Here is a 17,348-nt window from a genome sequence, read left to right on the forward strand (position 1 = left end):
TATCTAATGAAAAAAGCATCTCAGAAAAATAACTTTATACGAATTTCTTCACCATTTGGGAGTGATACGTTAATTCTTAATTCCTTTGAATATAAAGAGACTGCATCCCAACTTTTTTCATTGTATGCTCATGCTTATTTTAACGACCAACATGAGGAATTGAATAACATCATTGGAAAAGAGGTCTTGATCACGATGGATAATCATCCATCTGTTAGCGCTAAACCTCGTTATTTTCATGGGGTTGTATCTAGAGCCAGATTAACTGGTTCAAGGGTTACTACAGTTGAGCATGGTGAGAATTACAAAAACATAGATTTGTATATCGAGCCTAAAATTCGATTTTCTGATTACCGCACTAACTGCCGTATTTTTCAAAATAAAAGCATAGAAGAAATAATTTCATTGATTCTATCAGAACATGATGTTGAGTTCAGTTTTAAAACTCTAAGAAGTTACCCCAAGTATGCGTATAAAGTTCAATATGACGAAACTGATCTGGCATTTATAGAGCGGTTACTGTCTGAAGAGGGAGTTGCTTATTGCTTTTCGCATACAGAATCTTCCCATGTTATTGAATTTTTTGATGACGCTGATTACTACGAGTCAGGGGAAGAGTTCTTTGTTAATCATTCAACAGGTACGAGTGAAGTAAGCCACATTAGTTCATGGAATGAGACCCAAACACTGACGACTAAAAAAACATGTAAAGCAGGCTTTGATATGCTTAAGCCTTTGTCTCATCCGATGCACCAAGCGAATGGAAAGAGTGAATATTTTTCGGTACCAGTTAGTGAGCACTATGAGTATCTCGCGGAAACTGAGACTAAAGATGATTTTTCCTTACGCAACAAGCATGCAATTGAGTCGCTACAACAAGATGCTTATCAATGTAGTGGTGAAGCAAGTTGCAGAACCTTTACTGTTGGTAAATTATTTAAATTTAAAAAACATGAAGATGTAAGCCGTGTAGGTAAAGAGTTTGTCCTTTCTTCGGTTTCCATGTCTGCGTCAGTGCTCAATCAAACTGGGCAAGGTGGGACGTCAGCTCAAGGTTTTAAAATGTCTTTCCACTGCGTCGGTTCAAAAACCATGCTTCGTCCAAAAACTCATATTCGAAGACCTCAAGTTAGAGGTCTTCAAACCGCGATTGTTACTGGAAATGAGGATGGTGAGATTTACCTTGATAAGCATGGACGAATTAAAGTTCAGTTTCATTGGGATAGACAAGGTAAATATGATGCTAACAGTTCATGCTGGATTCGCGTTGCGCACGCTAGCGCGGGTAATGGCTGGGGTAGTATTTTCCACCCAAGAGTTGGTCAAGAGGTCATTGTCGATTTTGTTAATGGCGACCCGGATCAGCCTATAGTTACCGGCTCTCTTTACAATGGAACTCAAGAGACACCATACAAATTACCGGACCAAGCTTCTCAAAGTGGTTACAAATCTCGCTCTGTACAAAAAGAGGGAAATAACTACAACGAGCTTCGGTTTGAAGACAAGCCTGGAGATGAGCATGTCTACTTACACGCAGAAAAGCTGTTTCAAATGGTAGTCGAAGACTGTGCAGATATTTCTATAGAGAACAATAAAAAAGAAAAAGTCACCAACGAATTGCGCCAAGAAGTGGGTAAAAGTGCCGACCTTAAAGTAGGTGAGAATCAATCTTTAGATGTTGGTAAGGCACTATCAATTAATGCAGGAAAAAGTATTGAAATTAAGGTTGGTGGGGCGTCGATTCAAATGTCGAGTTCTGGCGAGATCAATATTAAGGGTAATAAGATCTCGATTAATGGCTCTGCCATCGCACTAAAAGCCGGGCAAATTTCTCTTAATTAAGGCGCGCAGAAATGGGAAAACCAGCAGCAGTAATAGGTAGCTTTCACATATGTCCCAAAAAGACAGGGAAAATTCCTCACGTCGGAGGACCTGTCATAATGGGGTCTCCAAACGTAAAAATCACAGGTCTTCCTGCAGCACGAAAAGGCGATAAGCTAATTTGCGTTGGTCCACCAGATAGTATCTCTTCGGGTTCTTCTAGCGTGAAAATCAACGGGAAACCGGCAGCACGGCTAGGGGATTCGACATCTCACGGTGGTAAAATTTTAGTCGGCAACCCTACGGTAGTCATTGGTGGATAGATGGGGCTTATGTTTCAGCCAAGCTTGTGTTTGTTGGGAGACCAAGAATTTTCAATATCGCAGCTCACTAATCATACGTTAAAGCCATCAGAATTCTCTGTATCGAACTTTGAAGAGGTCGGCTCTCTCTCTATTATTGATACGCTTGATTCTTATTCTAACTATCTGAGCAAGCGGGATATTTCAGGTCATGTTTTCTTGTTGCTGCCAAATATCACCGATAAGAACATTCTGCGAAGAGTTATCGCTTCGTTTTTGTCGATATTTAGCAAAGTCGAGGCGGATAAAATTGCCCTTTATCCATATGGTAATGCCTCTTTTTTGATGGCTCTTAACAGTATTGAACGCTTGGTCAAAAAAAATAACTCAGTGTGGGTCGTCGCTATAAACGCAATCGATTCTGGATATGGTCTTGATTCGTTAGTTATGGCGCGTTGTTCCATGGGGCATAGAGGACTACGTCCTTACAAGGTTGCTGTTGATTTGGACTTTGAAGGGACTGATACGGCGACATCAAATATCACCAAACAATTGGGGCTTGTTTGTACTCATCTTCTAGACGAACTCGCTCTGTCTATAGAAGGAGAAGAGCCAGTATGGCTGGAGTCTATTCAGTTCTTATCTCCTTGGATAACAGCGGATACTTCCTATCAGCTAATAGATTCGATCACGGGTCCCTTAGGTCCTTGTAATGGTTTATTAAAAGCGCTCTGTGTTTACCAGCAGCAAGCAAATAGAAACATATCAAATTATTGCGGATTGCAAATTGACGTTGAACGGTATGGATATGCCGTAGGCGTTTTGTATCGCTGGGTTAATGAGTAACTTGAAGAGATGAACTTACAACGGATTGTCAAACTTAAAGCGTTAAGTGGTGCCGTATTTTGCTTTTCTCATCAACGTTTAAATGTTGGTATTGAAAAAGAATTTGGCACCGAAAACTGTGCAGCGGTTTTTATTGAGCAATTTCATTTTGCATCATTGGATGACCTAAGAGAAATCGCCTCTTGGACGAGTAAAGAAGTGTCATTTGCTCATGAGTATGAAGATAAAGGCATAGAAGAGCTCGACCAGCTACTCACTAAAGGGTTATATGATCGTGTTTTGTTTGTATCAGAACTGCCTAAGTTACTCCCTAAAACATTCTATCCACCAACGAATATTCCACAACCTGTCGCTCTAAAGGCGTCAAAAGGTGCGAGGGTATTGTCGCGTTCTGAACGTGTTAATGCGAGCAGTTCTGTAAGTCTCTCTCCTCAAGATGAAAGCAGTAAACGTCATGTTAAAGCTGGCGATCCCGTGTCGGTGGTGACAGGTGAAGAACACTTATCTTTAGTGGATGTTAGATTACCTTTTCATTTGACGTGGTTACGTACGTATCGCTCTTCTCTCTGTGATACGAGTACATCTTTAGGCTTTGGCTGGAGGCATATATTTCAATACGAGCTAATGGATGTATTAGATGAAAAGTCTAACGTGGTAGGTTGGCTTTTTATGGATGAAGTAGGAGACACGATTCAATTTCCTAGTGTGGAGATCGGCGGAATTAGTTATCAAGCTTATTCTGGTGCAAGCTGCCTGTTCCACAAAAATGGTTATCGACTCGTGTCATTGAGAAACGAAGTTCAAATTAAGTTTTATTTGAAAGACGAGTTGTGGGTCGCACGTGAAGTTCGTCTGGGTCACATGAAAACCGTGAACCTTGAATACTCTCGCAATCACAGAGTGGTTGGAGTCAGTGTCAACCAGAAACCAAAACTTGAACTTCAGTACGACGAACATGGATTGCTTGTAGAAATCAGAACCCCCAAAACAAACCACGTGTTAGCAAAATATGATTACGATGCAGGTAGTCGCTTAATCTGTGCCAAGAACGAAAACGGTCTCATAGAAAAGTATCAATACAACGACTCGAACCTACTGGTTAAGCGAACGCGAGCGACTGGCTTTTCTCATTATTTTGAATGGTTGGGTGAAGGAAAAGATGCAAAATGTGTTCGAAATTGGGGGGATGAAGGCGTCTATGACTATCGGTTTGATATCGGGTTATACGAGTCAACTTACTGGGACTCGTTAGGAAACCGATGGCAATATAAGCATGATGAAAATGGAAAATTGCTTGAATGCATAAGCCCTGAATCCAGACTTATGGCATATGAGCACGATTCTATGGGGAGGTTAGCGTGCACGACTAATCCGGATAAAAGCTACACTTTCCACTTCTACGATGAGTTTGGCTTGATGAAGCAAAAAGTGCATTCTTCAGGGGCGATCGAAGATTTTGAATACAATGAATTTGGTCAATGTATAAAGCATTGTTTTCCTGACGGTGAAGTTGAGATAAGAGAGTTTAATGCTTTAGGTCAGTTGGTCATGCACCAATACAAAAACGGGCTAAAAGAACATTCGTTGTTTGATAAACACGGTCGACAAGTAGAGCAGAATAGCGATGTTGGAACTCGTACTCAATGGTGGTGGAGTGAGGCAAACCAGCTGCTAGCAAAGAAAGTAAACCAGTGTTTGGTTCGTTATAGCTATGACGAATATGAACGTATCAATGGTATCTCTTATCCCCATGATTTGATTGCTGGTTTTGAGCGACACGAAAACAACTTACTTACCCGTTTATATTTTCAAAGTAAAAAAGATCAAACATTTCGAGAGCATCGTTACGAATATGATGATTTTGGTCGAGTTAAACAGATCTGCACGCCACGAGGTTCTATAGATATTGTTTGGGGGCATCTAGCCCAGCCAACAGCGATAGTGAAACAAGATCAGAGTGCTTTTTCTTTTTCTTATGATTCGGAAAGAAACCTGACGAGCATTGAGCGCTCGGATGGCTGCAAATATGAGTTTGAGTACACACCTGACGGTCATATAAGCCAGACAATTAACTTCGATCGAATTAAGACAAATTACACCTATGACCGAGCTGAAAGGTTAAGTCAAATATCACATTGCTCTATTCTGATCTCGTTTCAATATGATGAGCTTGGACAGGTTGCAAAAGTTAAAGCCAGTGGCAAAAATCGAAGTGTAGAGAACCATTACCAACATACTCTAGGTGGTAAATTAACTCGCGCGCACAACCGTTTCTCTAATATTTCATATACGTATTCTGGCACGAAATTGGTGAGTGAGGAGCAGGGACGCTTTTCTTTCGTCAATCAATACCAAGATAACGGTTTACTTCGTTCTCAACGCTATGACGATGGAACAGAGGTGCTATATGAGCATGACCAATTTGGCACGGTATGTGGATTAACGATTCATTCAAACGGCTCTGAGAGAGAAGATTCAATTAAGTTTGAATACGATGAATTACAACGTTTATCGATAATCACTTATAGCGCGGGAAAAGAGCTAAGAGAGTTCGATGGAATAGGTCGCTTGAAGCGCCAAATATGGACTGGTTTCGAGCGTAAGTATCATTACAACGCGCAGCATTTATTGTCTCTTATCGTTGATAGTGAAAAGGGGGCGTTGCATTACCGTTATGATGAACTTGGGCAATTAGAAAGAGTAAAAACACAGACTTTAGAAAAGTCATATTCCTTTGACAGTTTTGGTAATTTTAATGATGAAAGTGCACAGCTAGACTATGATCGGCTGGTTGAATATAACGGCGTAAGGTACGACTACGATGAGCTAGGCAATAGAATCCGCACTCAAGGCAATGGGTGGGAACAGCATTGTGCTTATGATGCAAAAGGACAGTTAATCAGTGTCGAGACTGAAGGGCGGTTGTGTCAATTTGAATATGATGCACTAGGACGCAGAACGAAGCAAATCAGCGAAAATGGAACCACCGAGTTTATTTGGCAAGGAAGTCATCTAGTCGGCGAGTATTCGCGTTCGGGTTATCGGTGGTATCTATATCAACCAAACAGCGTAGTTCCGCTTGCTCTTATTGAAAACGGCAAGTGTTATTTTTTCCAATGTAATCAAATCGGAACCCCAGAACGTTTGGTGGACTCTAAAGGGCAGGTAGTTTGGCAAGCAACATACGATACCTTTGGATTTGCTCACGTTGAAATCGAGACGGTTAAAAACAACCTTCGCTTACAGGGGCAGTACTTCGATATTGAGACTGGTCTGCATTACAATTTAGCACGCTATTATGATCCTCAAATAGGTCGATTTATCCAACCCGATCCCCTAGGGCTGCTTGGTGGAACTAACCACTATCAATTCGCACCAAACCCTGTCTCGTGGGTTGATCCTTTGGGTTTATGTGCAAAAGAGGAGTCGCATACAGTTCTAGCGGGGCGCAACGATAATTCGCCTGAGAAGTCGGTGTACTACGCAATGGGCTCGGGGAATTATCAAGCTACAATTACTCAAGCTTCACCTAGTTACAAGCTACATGCGTATTCGTCCCCGCATCATTCAGCTTTAAGTATTAACGATGTTCATATGGCACTCGATGCCGCGGGTATGCTGCCCGGAGTCGGAATTATTCCTGACGCAGTTAATACTTTTTTGTATGGAGTAACTGGTGACTTTGTTAACGCGGGAATGTCACTTTCTGCAATGGTTCCTGTTGTCGGGCAAGGGGCTATGGCGACTAAGTATGTCAGTGAGCTCGACAAAATTGAAGGTCATGGCAATAATATCGCGGATAATGTAAGTACGCATATAGACGATTATGTGTCACGGCTTTATAGTAAAGTCACGCCTTCAAACCGACCTGCCAATCTGTTTGAAATAGAACAGACTGGGCCTCGGAACTATCGAGTCTTTGGAGGGGGGACATCAATAGACATTGATGGCTATGAAGGAACTGTAATTCTTGAAGCAAAGTTTGTTGATAAAAAGAGCAGAAGTCCTTTTATTGAAGACTCTAAGATTCCGCTATTTTTGCGTGAAAAAATTCGCAAGGAGCAAGCACATGAATTTGAACGATTTAAAGCTGTTTTAAAGGATTCTGAGGTTCCGTTTAACAAGTTGGAGGTGAGAATTAATGAGCCTCTAGCAAAGCCTTATTTTCAGTCACTAATCGAAAAATATAAAATACCAGGGCATGTTAAGGTTGTTAGGACATCAATCAAAGAGTCAGGAGGGGGATGATATGAGTAAACTATTACTATTTATTGGTGAAAATGAACAATTTGATAAAGATACCGTTGTTCAACAAATTAGAAAGATAGTAGGTGTTAGAAATGACAAAGAAGGAAATTTTATTGGCTCTGTTTTTGAGGCAGAGTACGCTGTAAATAATGAGAGTTACATTGTTCGATTGAGTGATGACCTCGAAACAATAACTGTCGATGGAATTGATGATAATAGTCTAGATTTTGTTCTTCAATTGAAAACTCTGCTCATGATACCTCTCCAAGTGGTTGACATGGATTACTCATTTCATCTGGAGTTAGCTAACGTAAACTCATTAGTTCAGCTTAAAGAAGAAATTAGGAAGGGAGTGTAATTGAATCGAGCAGTGTCTGGGCGAAAATTTTGATAATCAGGATACCACTTCTTTCGGGGAAATAATTTGTATTCTTAAAGTTGCGTCCAAAACAAACCACATGAAAAACTTACGAACTCACGATATCCGGCGGGGATCTCAGTGGCGCACAAAATCGCGCTTATCTCAGACGGATGAGCAAGCGCAACGTGCATTCGAAACTTTAGGACCAGATACCCAAATGAATGTTTCGCTGGATCGCTGCCCATTACGTGGAATTAAATAAGTTGAATGACGAATATTTTGAAATGTTTATAGAAGAGTTTGGCGAGCCGACCGAACATATTCAGGCGACTGACCAACAAGTTGAAGCATATCGAGGCATACTTCCAGATCAGCTACTTAAATACTGGCAAATGGTCGGTTTCTCTGGCTTTAACGATGGTCTATTCTGGATCACCAATCCCGCAGAATTTGAAGATGTGCTTGAATCTTTTCTCGACGATACAGAGTTCGCACACTATGACAACTACCATGTGATCGCTCGAAGCGCCTATGGTCAACTCTATTTGTGGGGAGAGCGAACAGGTGCGTCACTCGATATAGCGACACACTTAAATTGGATAATGACAAATCAAGGACACGCAAAAGACATTTCTAAAGGCGATGCTAATATTGCAATTCAAAGCTTTTTCGGTTTTCAAGATAAAGAATATATAGACGTAGAAGTTAGTTCAAAACCTCTCTTTCCGTCTGCGATTAAAAAACATGGTCCAGTGGGTAAAGAAGAAGTGATGGTGTTTACCCCTTACCTATTTATGGGGGGCAAGAAGTCCGCAGATGCTATGACCAAAGACGATCTACATGTATTTTTACAGGTTATGGCGGATTTAGGGGGAGCCGAAATTATCGATATGGCGTCAATGGTCGGCAATGTCCTTAAAAGTCACAGAGATTAACCCGTCCTGCATAGCAAAACTCAAGCTCACGCTTTGTGGGCTCTTTTGTTTACCCAGTATCGATCTAGATAGATATCTTTTAAACAATCAGTTTGGCTGAATAGTGATCACACACAAGGCAAGAGTTCTTAGTTTAAACCCAGATATTGAAGAAGAAGTTACGCTTGAAGTTAATGGTGTCGAATTAACCTGTTTTGCCGGGGTGTGCCCCTATGAATTGTATATTGGGCAAGAATATCCCGTTGCATTTGAAATGTTGGACTTTGAATTAACAGAGCAGGAAAGTGCAGACGAAACTAGTATGACAAGGGTCGATAGTACCTATGCTTATAAGCTATTAGGTAGACTAAACGGTGGGACCATAGACGCTGGACTTAAGATTTGTGATGATTTTTTAGAGTCTGATTATGCATATTTGGATGGTCAGTTTATTTGTCTCTGTGTCGAGCGGTTGGACGTAGAATTTTTAGATAGGTAAACCGAGTTCTTAGGGCATGTTCTTTGCTCCCAAATAATGATCGGGTTTGTGTAAATAAATTAGGCAAAGGATATAAACGCAAATGAATAATGAAAACTCGACACTAGTTCGCTTTGTTATGAATGCTGATAAATTGAAAAAAGTACCTCATCAATCCTATAGTCTAGATGGACTAAAAAATGGTGAGTGTTTGTGTGTGGTCAATCGAGATGATTCTTGGCAAGTTGTATACAACAGTCAAGGAAGAATTACGTCTGTAACTGAATGTCAAAATGAAGAAGATGCGTATGAGGAACTATATCGCCAAATCTCAGATGCTTATGGTTGGTAGATTTGAAGAACGCACAATTAGCTCGTTTATACTTTAACTTCAGCATACGCCACAAACCACATGAAAAGCTTACGAACTCACGATATCCTAGGGGGATAATAAGATAACGCCATGTAGATGGCAGAAAGTGAATTCGAATGAAGTTTATCCATACCTCAGATTGGCATCTTGGCCGACAGTTTCATCACGTCTCTTTGCTTGACGATCAGCAAGCCGTTCTTGACCAGTTAATCCAATACATTGAAAACAACCCTGTTGATGCGGTGGTAGTTGCTGGTGATATTTATGACCGTTCTGTCCCACCAACCATTGCGATTGAGCTACTTAACAAAGTAGTGAAGCGAATCTGTGGTGAGCTAAACACGCCGATGATTTTGATTTCTGGTAACCATGATGGTGCAGAGCGCTTGGGATTTGGCTCTGAGCAGATGAAAAATGCGGGCCTTCACATTATCAGTAACTTCGAAGACATGCTTACCCCTGTTGTTATTGAAACCGAAAGCGCAGGGCAAGTGGCTTTTTATGGCATGCCTTATAACGACCCTGAGCAAGTCCGTTTTGCCTACCAAGAACCCGTTTCGACCCACGATCAAGCGCACAAGTTACTTGCAGAAAAAATCGCTGAGCAGTTCCAATCAGAGCAACGCAACGTGTTAGTCAGCCACTGCTTTGTCGATGGTGCCATTGAGTCTGAATCTGAGCGTCCACTTTCGATTGGCGGTTCCGACCGCGTCAGTCACGAGCATTTCCTCAACTTTGACTATGTGGCGTTGGGGCATTTGCATCAGCCACAGAAAAAAGGCGAAGAATACATTCGTTATTCTGGCTCATTGATGAAATACAGTTTTGGTGAACAAAATCAGAAGAAAGGTTTCACGCTGGTGGAAATTGACCAAAACGGGTTTGTCTCGGCAGAGCACTTTAACCTTACTGCACCTCATGAGATGCGAATCGTTGAAGGTGAACTTGAACAAGTGATAGAGCAGGGCAAAACCGATCCGAAAAACGAAGACTACTTGTTGGTACGTTTGATGGATAAGCACGCGATCTTAAACCCAATGGAAAAGCTACGTACTGTTTACCCGAATGTTTTGCACCTAGAAAAACCGGGCATGTTAATTGGTGTCGAGCAAGAAATGGCGCAAGCGAAATTGGCGAGAAGTGAGATAGATATGTTCCGAGACTTCTTTTCGGAAGCGCAAGACGGCCAATTATCGCAAGAACAAGATCAAGCGATCAGTGACATTATCAAACAACTTTCTCAGCAAGCTCAGTAAGGACCAAACATGAAACCCATTAAACTGACAATGCAGGCTTTTGGTCCGTTTGCTCAAACAGAAACGATAGAATTCGACAAGCTGGGAACTAACCCTCTGTTTCTTATCAATGGTCCTACTGGTTCGGGTAAAACCTCGATTCTCGATGCGATTTGTTTTGCTCTTTATGGTGAAACAACGGGTAACGAGCGCCAAGGTATTCAAATGCGTTGCGATATGGCAGCGCCAACGTTATTGACCGAAGTGACGTTAGAGTTCTCTTTGCACGGTAAGTCTTATCGAGTGATTCGCTCACCAGAACAAGAAGCACCAAAGGCGCGTGGTGAGGGCATGACGGTGCGTAAGCATACCGCAGCTTTGTATGAGATTACGGACGAAGAAAAGCTCATCACCAGCAAAACAACTAAAGTAAAGACAGAAGTGACCAAAATCATTGGCTTGAACGAAACTCAGTTCCGCCAAGTGATGGTGTTGCCACAAGGTAAGTTTCGAGAGTTGTTACTTGCGACATCCAAAGAGCGGGAAGAGATCTTTGGTCAGCTATTCCAAACGGATATCTACAAGAAGATTGAATACGCACTGAGAGACAAAGCGAGTGCTATTAGCAAAGCCAAAGACGAGTTTGATAACCAAATTCGAGGCGCACTGCAGGTGGCTGGTGTTTCTTCAGAAGCGGAGTTGACAGAGCAGCGCGAAGCCTTATCTGTTCAATTTGAATCTGTACAAAAGCAAGAGCAAGAATCTCTGGCGCAATTAAATGCGGTAAAAACGGAACTGCAAAAAGCAGAAGCGCTGAGCAATGAGTTTAAAAAGCGCGAGCAAGCCGAAATTGCATTGAAGCAACATTTGGAACAGAGCGATGCTGTCTCATCACGTCAATTGCAGTTAGACAATGCGAAGAAGGCAAGCAAGGTTGAGTTGCCTTATGTCACGTTACAAAGCGCCTCCAAGCAAACGCAAGAACTTGAGCAAAAAGTAGCTAAGCTATCTCAAGATCTTACGGTGGCAAATGACGCGGTAAAATCCAAAGAAGGCGCATTGCAAACCGCGAAAGAACAAGCCGCACAATTGCCAAAACTGACAGAGCAGCAATACCAACTTGAAGGTATGAAAGGAAAGTTGGTTGAAAAGTCAGAGCTAGAGAAAGCCATTAACGCAGGTTTGACGCAAAAGTCGGAGTTTGAGGCAACGCTCAAGAAATATATCGCTCTGAAAGAGAAGTTAACGCTAGAGGCGCAACAAGGTCAGAAGTCACTGGATCAAGCTCGAGTCGATGTTGCAAGTATTGGCAGTGTAGAGGCTGAGATAAAACAGCAACAACGTTTGATGCAAGACCTACAGAAGCTCACTGGCTTAAACCAAGAGCTAGCGAAATTGGATGCATTGACGCCTAGCAAACAAGCTTTGGTTGACCAAGCAAAAGCGCGATACGTAGAACTTCAACGCTCAGCAGATACACTTGAATTGAGCTGGCACAATGCTCAAGCTGCGGTTTTAGCTCAGCGCTTACAAGCCGGTGAAATGTGTCCGGTGTGCGGTAGTGTAGAACACCCTCAGCCCGCTCAATTTGTTGGTGAAGAGGTAACAAAAGAGCAAGTTCAGCGTGCTCGAAATACGGAGCGAGAAGGGCAAGTTGCGCTTAACCAATTAAGCAATCAATTGGAGCAGCACAATATCGCAGTCGGACAATACAAGCAGCAGATTGAGCAACTATCCGTTGAGCTTGGCCAAAACGCATCAATGGATTTAGGCGCGTTGCAAGCGTCTATGCAGCAGCTCAATGAACGTTTACAGCAATTGTCATCGATTAACTTGGTTCAGCTGGAACAAAGCGTCAATGAGTTAAACCAGCGTTGTGTTACTGGGGAAGGTAAGATCAATGATCTGCAAAACCAGATGGCAGCGAATGAATCGACGATAAAAGTGAACCGAGAGCAACTGGCTAAACTGTCTGCTTCGTTAGATGCCAAGTACTCATCTCTTGAAGTTCTTGAGCAAGACATTGTTGCGATTCAAAAACAGATTGCGGAGTTAAATTCCGCTTTAGAAAATGCACAAAATCATTTGCAACAAGCCGTGCTTGCGAAGACCAATATTGAAAGCCAACTGACAACCAATCAACAGTGGTTGAATGAAGCACTCGATCGTTTTAGCACAGCAAAAGCTGATTGGGAGCAAGCGTTGCAGGCTAGTGCATTCGAGGACGAAGCGCAATTCCTAGCATGTAAAGTGGATGAAGCCGAGATGCAGGTTTGGCAGCAAGAAATTGATGCGTTCAAACAAACTCAAATCAAGCTAGAACAAACATTGGCAGATTTAAGTTCAACATTGAAAGACTTGGCGTTGCCAGATTTAGAAAATCTTAACGTTAAGTTAAACAGCGTTCAGCAAAGTTACGTTGAAGCGCGTAATCAGCTTGATAGCACGCGCTCTTTGTTTGAACGTCTAGAGAAAGTCCGTAATGACATCGCGACGTTACATGACAAGAACACTAAGTTAGAAGACGAATATAAAGTGTTTGGCACCTTGTATGACGTTGCAAGCGGTAAAACGGGTAGCCGCATCAGTCTGCACCGATTTGTCCTTGGTGTGTTATTAGACGATGTATTGATTCAAGCGTCACAGCGTTTAAGTCTGATGAGTAAAGGTCGTTATATCTTGGCTCGTAAAACTGAAGGCTTTAAAGGTGCGGCAGGACGAGGCTTGGATTTGGTAGTAGAGGACAGCTACACAGGTAAAACGCGTGATGTTGCGACGTTATCAGGTGGTGAATCTTTCATGGCCGCGTTGGCATTAGCGCTCGGTCTATCTGATGTTGTGCAGTCTTACAGTGGCGGTATTCGCTTGGATACGCTGTTTATTGATGAAGGTTTTGGCAGCTTAGATCCGGAATCTTTGGATCTTGCGATTCAAACCTTGGTCGACTTACAACAAACGGGTCGCATGATTGGCGTGATTTCTCACGTATCCGAGCTGAAAGAGCAAATGGCGCAACGCATTGATGTCGAACCGTCGCGACTTGGTTCTACAGTTTCTGTGAAGTCTCAGATGGCATTTGATTCTTAATCAGTACTGGAAAATATGAATAAACAAAAAGCCCCACTAAATTACGGTGTAAAATAGCGGGGCTTTTTGGTTCTCAGTTTCGAAGCATTTATTGTTCGCAGAAGCGACCTTCTTTCGGTGATTGCGTAATCGCATATTCACCATCAAGGTTGCGATAAACAACCGTGTTCCAAACTGATCCGTCATTCAATTCAAACTCTATCGCGTAGTTCACACCACTCACAATTTGTGCATGAACGGACAAGATCTGTTTAAACGAAGCGAGAGTTTCCATTTTGTTTAGGACAAAGGCCATTGCCTTTTGAGCGTCTGGGGTAGCATCGAATTCGTTCCACCCACCTGGCATATTTCCTTGTGTATTACATACATCTGCCGAGGTTGTTGACTGTGTCGCTTCATCTTGAGTTTTTTGCTGACATCCGACAAGCAAAACCAAGATTGCGCAAGCTGACACTGTTTTTAATTTCATAAAAATAACCTCTATTTATGTAAGCCCGCATTATATAAGTTGGCGTTCCAGCCCAATGTCTACGTTGTGCAAACTTTTTATATGAACAGGGTTAAATCCTGATTAAATCGTTGCGAGCGAGCTCCAAAAAATAGATTTTGGTTAACTTTTTGCCTAATTTTGCTAGTAAGTCACGCTTAAGAGCGAACGCTAATTTCCTATTCATTTCGCGTCGTGAATTAAGATCACAATTATAAAATAGACTTGTAAAACATAACTTTGCACGTGTATCTGTTTTCGCAATACAGCCATATAATCCAATAAAAATTCATTAGGCACTAATATAAAGTGCTGAATGATTGTTGTGATGAAGCAAAATGGATGAGAGGTAACACGATGAAGCAAAAAGCGCTATATCTAGCAGTAGCATTGGGTTTGAGTGGTCTTTCAAACGTAGCATCCGCTAATGAAATGGTGAATCCAGATGGCGGTGTTGTAGTCGGTTATTGGCATAACTGGTGCGATGGGGCTGGTTACAAGGGCGGTAATGCGCCGTGTGTGACGCTGGATGAAGTTGACCCAATGTACAATGTGGTTAACGTCTCCTTCATGAAGGTGTTCAATACCAGCGAAGGCCGCATTCCAACCTTTAAGCTCGATCCAAATATTGGTCTTTCAGAACAACAATTTATTGATCAAATTAGCGCACTAAACCAACAAGGACGCGCCGTTCTTATTGCGCTTGGTGGTGCAGATGCGCACGTCGAGCTGAAAACTGGCGATGAGCAAGCATTCGCACAAGAGATCATCCGCCTTACTGATAAGTTCGGCTTTGATGGTCTGGATATCGATTTAGAGCAATCTGCAGTAACCGCGTCAGACAACCAAACAGTAATCCCAGCTGCACTTCGCCTTGTAAAAGAACACTATCAACAGCAGGGCAAAAACTTCCTAATTACGATGGCGCCTGAGTTTCCATACTTAACAGAAGGTGGCAAATACGTTCCTTATATTACTGGATTAGAAGGGTACTACGATTGGATCAACCCTCAATTTTACAACCAAGGTGGTGATGGTATCTGGGTTGAAGGTGTGGGTTGGATTGCACAAAACAATGATGCGCTAAAACAAGAATTCATTTACTACATTTCAGACTCTCTATCGAACGGTACACGTGGTTTCCATAAAATTCCGCATGACAAATTGGTGTTTGGTATTCCATCTAACATTGATGCAGCAGCAACGGGCTTTGTACAAGATCCTCAAGATCTTTACGACGCGTTTGACCAACTTAAAGCGCAAGGGCAGGCACTTCGTGGCGTAATGACATGGTCAGTTAACTGGGATATGGGCACCAACAAGAATGGTCAGGCGTACGGTGAAAAATTTGTGAAGGATTACGGTCCGTTTATCCACGGTCAGACTCCACCACCGCCAAGTGAAGGCGAACCGGTGTTTAGCGGCATCAACGATGTTCGAGTGCATCACGGTAGTGCATTTGATCCGTATGCAGGTGTTACCGCATCTGATAAAGAAGATGGAGACCTAACTAACAGCATTACTGTCGAAGGTTCAGTTGATGTGAACACCGTTGGCACTTATGTTTTGGTTTACAGTGTAAAAGACAGCGACAACAATGAAACCAAGCAAAGCAGAACGGTTGTTGTTTACAGTCTTGTGCCTGAGTTTGAAGGTGTCGCGGATACAACTATCCAGCTTGGTGATGCATTTGACCCAATGGCAGGTGTAAAAGCCACGGATGCAGAAGACGGTGATTTGACTGATCAAGTTCGTGTAGAGGGCCGTGTAGATGTGAACGTTCTAGGCGTCTACAACTTGGTTTACCGCGTAACGGACAGTGCTAATCAAACTACGACAGCTCAACGCTCTGTGATTGTTTCTGATGGCGGCAGTTACCCTCCGTATGAATCTGGAAAAGCGTATGAAGCAGGTGACATTGTCACAGGTTCAGATGGCAACTTGTATCAATGTAAACCATGGCCATACACGGGGTGGTGTTCAAATCCTTCTTATGCGCCAGGTGAAACCGTTTATTGGTCAGACGCATGGGATAAGTTGTAATTAGCTCATTTGCAAGCCTCCTTCACTGGAGGCTTTTTTATGCGCGTAACTTCACATCTTATTGAACCTACACTAGAACTTTAAAGCGTAATCATTAATATCCCGCCTCCGCATTTTCCAGACTTACCTATAGTTGGAATGCGTCGCTCTTTGTTAATTTGGTACGGTCACCTAGGAGGATTTAATGAAAAGGATCAATGTAGTAGGCAGCAGTGCAAGCGGTAAATCGGCGTTTTCAAAGCAGCTCGCAATGAAATTAGGTGTCACGTACATAGAAATGGACAGGTTGTTCTGGCTTCCCGATTGGAAAGAACTCGATGATGAGACGTTCTTCGATAAAGTCGTGGACGTAACTCAACAAGACGCTTGGGTACTCGACGGGAATTACAGCCGAACACAACCATACAAATGGCAAAGAGTCGATACCATCATCTGGCTCGATTATTCACGTTCTATCACCACTTATCGTTCCATAACTCGTGCTATTAAAAGGGCATGGACTCAAGAAGAGTTTTGGGAAGGAACTGGCAATAGAGAAAGCTTTAGAAAAGCGTTTTTGAGTACAGACTCGATTATTTGGTGGTCGGTTAAGAATTACCGAAAGAATCGGAAGCGTTATTTAAAATTGAAAGATGACTTAAAAGGTTCGCCTATCGAGTTCATCCACATCACTTCACCAAAAATGGCACAAGATTTTCTTGGTTCTCAAGATTTTATAAATAGATAAGTAACTTATTTAAGTGACTTTTTGGCAACGGCTCGCAGCTGTGTAAATCCTGACATTCCGCCTCCGTTAGATGATGAATACTAGGGTCTGTTGACCTTTCGCTGCAAAAATCAGCTCGAAAGATTAACAGACCCTAATAACGTTCCCGTCGTATTCATTGTGGAGGTATTATGATCGGCTACGAAGAAATGGCGATATCCGGCTACCTAGGTTGGTTACTCGCTGTTTTGTTGGTTTACCCCTTTGCCTATGTTGGTATCCATATCGGTGTATTCGATATAAAAATCCGTACCAAAGTCAGTCGTTATTTCAATCGCTTTATATTAGCTTTAATTGCATTTTTACTGATTATGCATCTACAAACCGAAGTGGTTTACGGCAAGTACTTTCTTGGTCTTTGGGAAGCACAACAGTAACTCTGATCGC

At 42.3% G+C, this 17,348-nt stretch carries 14 protein-coding genes; 13 read left to right on the forward strand and 1 reads right to left on the reverse strand.

Features of this window, described 5'->3' with window-relative positions; genetic code table 11:
• Positions 1–6: 6 nt before the first annotated feature.
• The 10 genes from tssI (at position 7) to MHO32_RS16540 (ending at position 13,665) form a co-directional block, all read left to right on the forward strand.
• The gene (tssI, locus tag MHO32_RS16495) at positions 7–1,842 is read left to right on the forward strand and encodes a type VI secretion system tip protein TssI/VgrG (RefSeq protein WP_059678431.1); all 1,836 of its coding nucleotides are present in this window, start codon (positions 7–9) and stop codon (positions 1,840–1,842) included.
• 11 nt (positions 1,843–1,853) lie between these two features.
• A complete protein-coding gene (locus MHO32_RS16500; RefSeq protein WP_045487579.1) occupies positions 1,854–2,144 on the forward strand; it encodes a PAAR domain-containing protein in 291 nt (96 codons plus the stop codon).
• Positions 2,145–2,153: 9 nt separating this feature from the next.
• Positions 2,154–2,969: an NAD/NADP transhydrogenase beta subunit gene (locus MHO32_RS16505; RefSeq protein ID WP_239212983.1), complete on the forward strand. Its 816-nt coding sequence runs from the start codon at positions 2,154–2,156 to the stop codon at positions 2,967–2,969.
• A gap of 9 nt (positions 2,970–2,978) precedes the next feature.
• Positions 2,979–7,217, forward strand: a complete 4,239-nt coding sequence (locus MHO32_RS16510; RefSeq protein WP_239212985.1) for an RHS repeat-associated core domain-containing protein — start codon at positions 2,979–2,981, stop codon at positions 7,215–7,217.
• A 1-nt stretch (position 7,218) separates the two neighbouring features.
• Positions 7,219–7,575, forward strand: coding sequence for a hypothetical protein (locus tag MHO32_RS16515; RefSeq protein WP_005447021.1), 357 nt, complete (start codon positions 7,219–7,221; stop codon positions 7,573–7,575).
• A 224-nt stretch (positions 7,576–7,799) separates the two neighbouring features.
• Positions 7,800–8,513 (forward strand): GAD-like domain-containing protein, encoded by a 714-nt coding sequence (locus MHO32_RS16520; protein ID WP_239212987.1) that lies wholly within the window; start codon positions 7,800–7,802, stop codon positions 8,511–8,513.
• A gap of 103 nt (positions 8,514–8,616) precedes the next feature.
• On the forward strand, positions 8,617–8,991 hold the full coding sequence (locus tag MHO32_RS16525) for a hypothetical protein (protein WP_045401252.1): 375 nt from the start codon (positions 8,617–8,619) through the stop codon (positions 8,989–8,991).
• Positions 8,992–9,073: 82 nt separating this feature from the next.
• On the forward strand, positions 9,074–9,322 hold the full coding sequence (locus tag MHO32_RS16530; RefSeq protein WP_005447016.1) for a hypothetical protein: 249 nt from the start codon (positions 9,074–9,076) through the stop codon (positions 9,320–9,322).
• Positions 9,323–9,459: 137 nt separating this feature from the next.
• The gene (locus tag MHO32_RS16535) at positions 9,460–10,599 is read left to right on the forward strand and encodes an exonuclease SbcCD subunit D (RefSeq protein WP_050937858.1); all 1,140 of its coding nucleotides are present in this window, start codon (positions 9,460–9,462) and stop codon (positions 10,597–10,599) included.
• Positions 10,600–10,608: 9 nt separating this feature from the next.
• A complete protein-coding gene (locus MHO32_RS16540; protein WP_239212989.1) occupies positions 10,609–13,665 on the forward strand; it encodes an AAA family ATPase in 3,057 nt (1,018 codons plus the stop codon).
• Positions 13,666–13,753: 88 nt separating this feature from the next.
• Here the strand turns inward: MHO32_RS16540 and MHO32_RS16545 are convergent, their stop codons facing one another.
• Positions 13,754–14,134 carry a cystatin domain-containing protein gene (locus tag MHO32_RS16545; RefSeq protein WP_009699049.1) on the reverse strand — a complete coding sequence of 127 codons (381 nt, stop codon included), beginning with the start codon at positions 14,132–14,134 and terminating at the stop codon, positions 13,754–13,756.
• 375 nt (positions 14,135–14,509) lie between these two features.
• On the opposite strand from MHO32_RS16545, the gene MHO32_RS16550 reads away from it, so the two are divergent.
• From MHO32_RS16550 to MHO32_RS16560, 3 genes are all read left to right on the forward strand, one after another.
• Positions 14,510–16,195 carry an immunoglobulin-like domain-containing protein gene (locus MHO32_RS16550; protein WP_239212991.1) on the forward strand — a complete coding sequence of 562 codons (1,686 nt, stop codon included), beginning with the start codon at positions 14,510–14,512 and terminating at the stop codon, positions 16,193–16,195.
• A gap of 184 nt (positions 16,196–16,379) precedes the next feature.
• Positions 16,380–16,922, forward strand: a complete 543-nt coding sequence (locus MHO32_RS16555; protein WP_239212993.1) for an adenylate kinase — start codon at positions 16,380–16,382, stop codon at positions 16,920–16,922.
• Between the two features lie 170 nt (positions 16,923–17,092).
• Positions 17,093–17,338, forward strand: a complete 246-nt coding sequence (locus tag MHO32_RS16560) for a hypothetical protein (protein ID WP_005446994.1) — start codon at positions 17,093–17,095, stop codon at positions 17,336–17,338.
• The last annotated feature ends 10 nt before the right edge of the window (positions 17,339–17,348 follow it).

The organism is Vibrio sp. MMH1-50 (assembly GCF_022347645.1).
GTDB lineage: Bacteria > Pseudomonadota > Gammaproteobacteria > Enterobacterales > Vibrionaceae > Vibrio > Vibrio harveyi.

Bases quoted from the DNA above. Each gene is read 5' to 3' on its own strand.
- tssI (WP_059678431.1), top strand. From the start codon at position 7: ATGAAAAAAGCATCTCAGAAAAATAACTTTATACGAATTTCTTCACCA.
- MHO32_RS16500 (WP_045487579.1), top strand. From the start codon at position 1,854: ATGGGAAAACCAGCAGCAGTAATAGGTAGCTTTCACATATGTCCCAAA.
- MHO32_RS16505 (WP_239212983.1), top strand. From the start codon at position 2,154: ATGTTTCAGCCAAGCTTGTGTTTGTTGGGAGACCAAGAATTTTCAATA.
- MHO32_RS16510 (WP_239212985.1), top strand. From the start codon at position 2,979: ATGAACTTACAACGGATTGTCAAACTTAAAGCGTTAAGTGGTGCCGTA.
- MHO32_RS16515 (WP_005447021.1), top strand. From the start codon at position 7,219: ATGAGTAAACTATTACTATTTATTGGTGAAAATGAACAATTTGATAAA.
- MHO32_RS16520 (WP_239212987.1), top strand. From the start codon at position 7,800: ATGTTTCGCTGGATCGCTGCCCATTACGTGGAATTAAATAAGTTGAAT.
- MHO32_RS16530 (WP_005447016.1), top strand. From the start codon at position 9,074: ATGAATAATGAAAACTCGACACTAGTTCGCTTTGTTATGAATGCTGAT.
- MHO32_RS16535 (WP_050937858.1), top strand. From the start codon at position 9,460: ATGAAGTTTATCCATACCTCAGATTGGCATCTTGGCCGACAGTTTCAT.
- MHO32_RS16540 (WP_239212989.1), top strand. From the start codon at position 10,609: ATGAAACCCATTAAACTGACAATGCAGGCTTTTGGTCCGTTTGCTCAA.
- MHO32_RS16545 (WP_009699049.1), bottom strand. From the start codon at position 14,134: ATGAAATTAAAAACAGTGTCAGCTTGCGCAATCTTGGTTTTGCTTGTC.
- MHO32_RS16550 (WP_239212991.1), top strand. From the start codon at position 14,510: ATGAAGCAAAAAGCGCTATATCTAGCAGTAGCATTGGGTTTGAGTGGT.
- MHO32_RS16555 (WP_239212993.1), top strand. From the start codon at position 16,380: ATGAAAAGGATCAATGTAGTAGGCAGCAGTGCAAGCGGTAAATCGGCG.
- MHO32_RS16560 (WP_005446994.1), top strand. From the start codon at position 17,093: ATGATCGGCTACGAAGAAATGGCGATATCCGGCTACCTAGGTTGGTTA.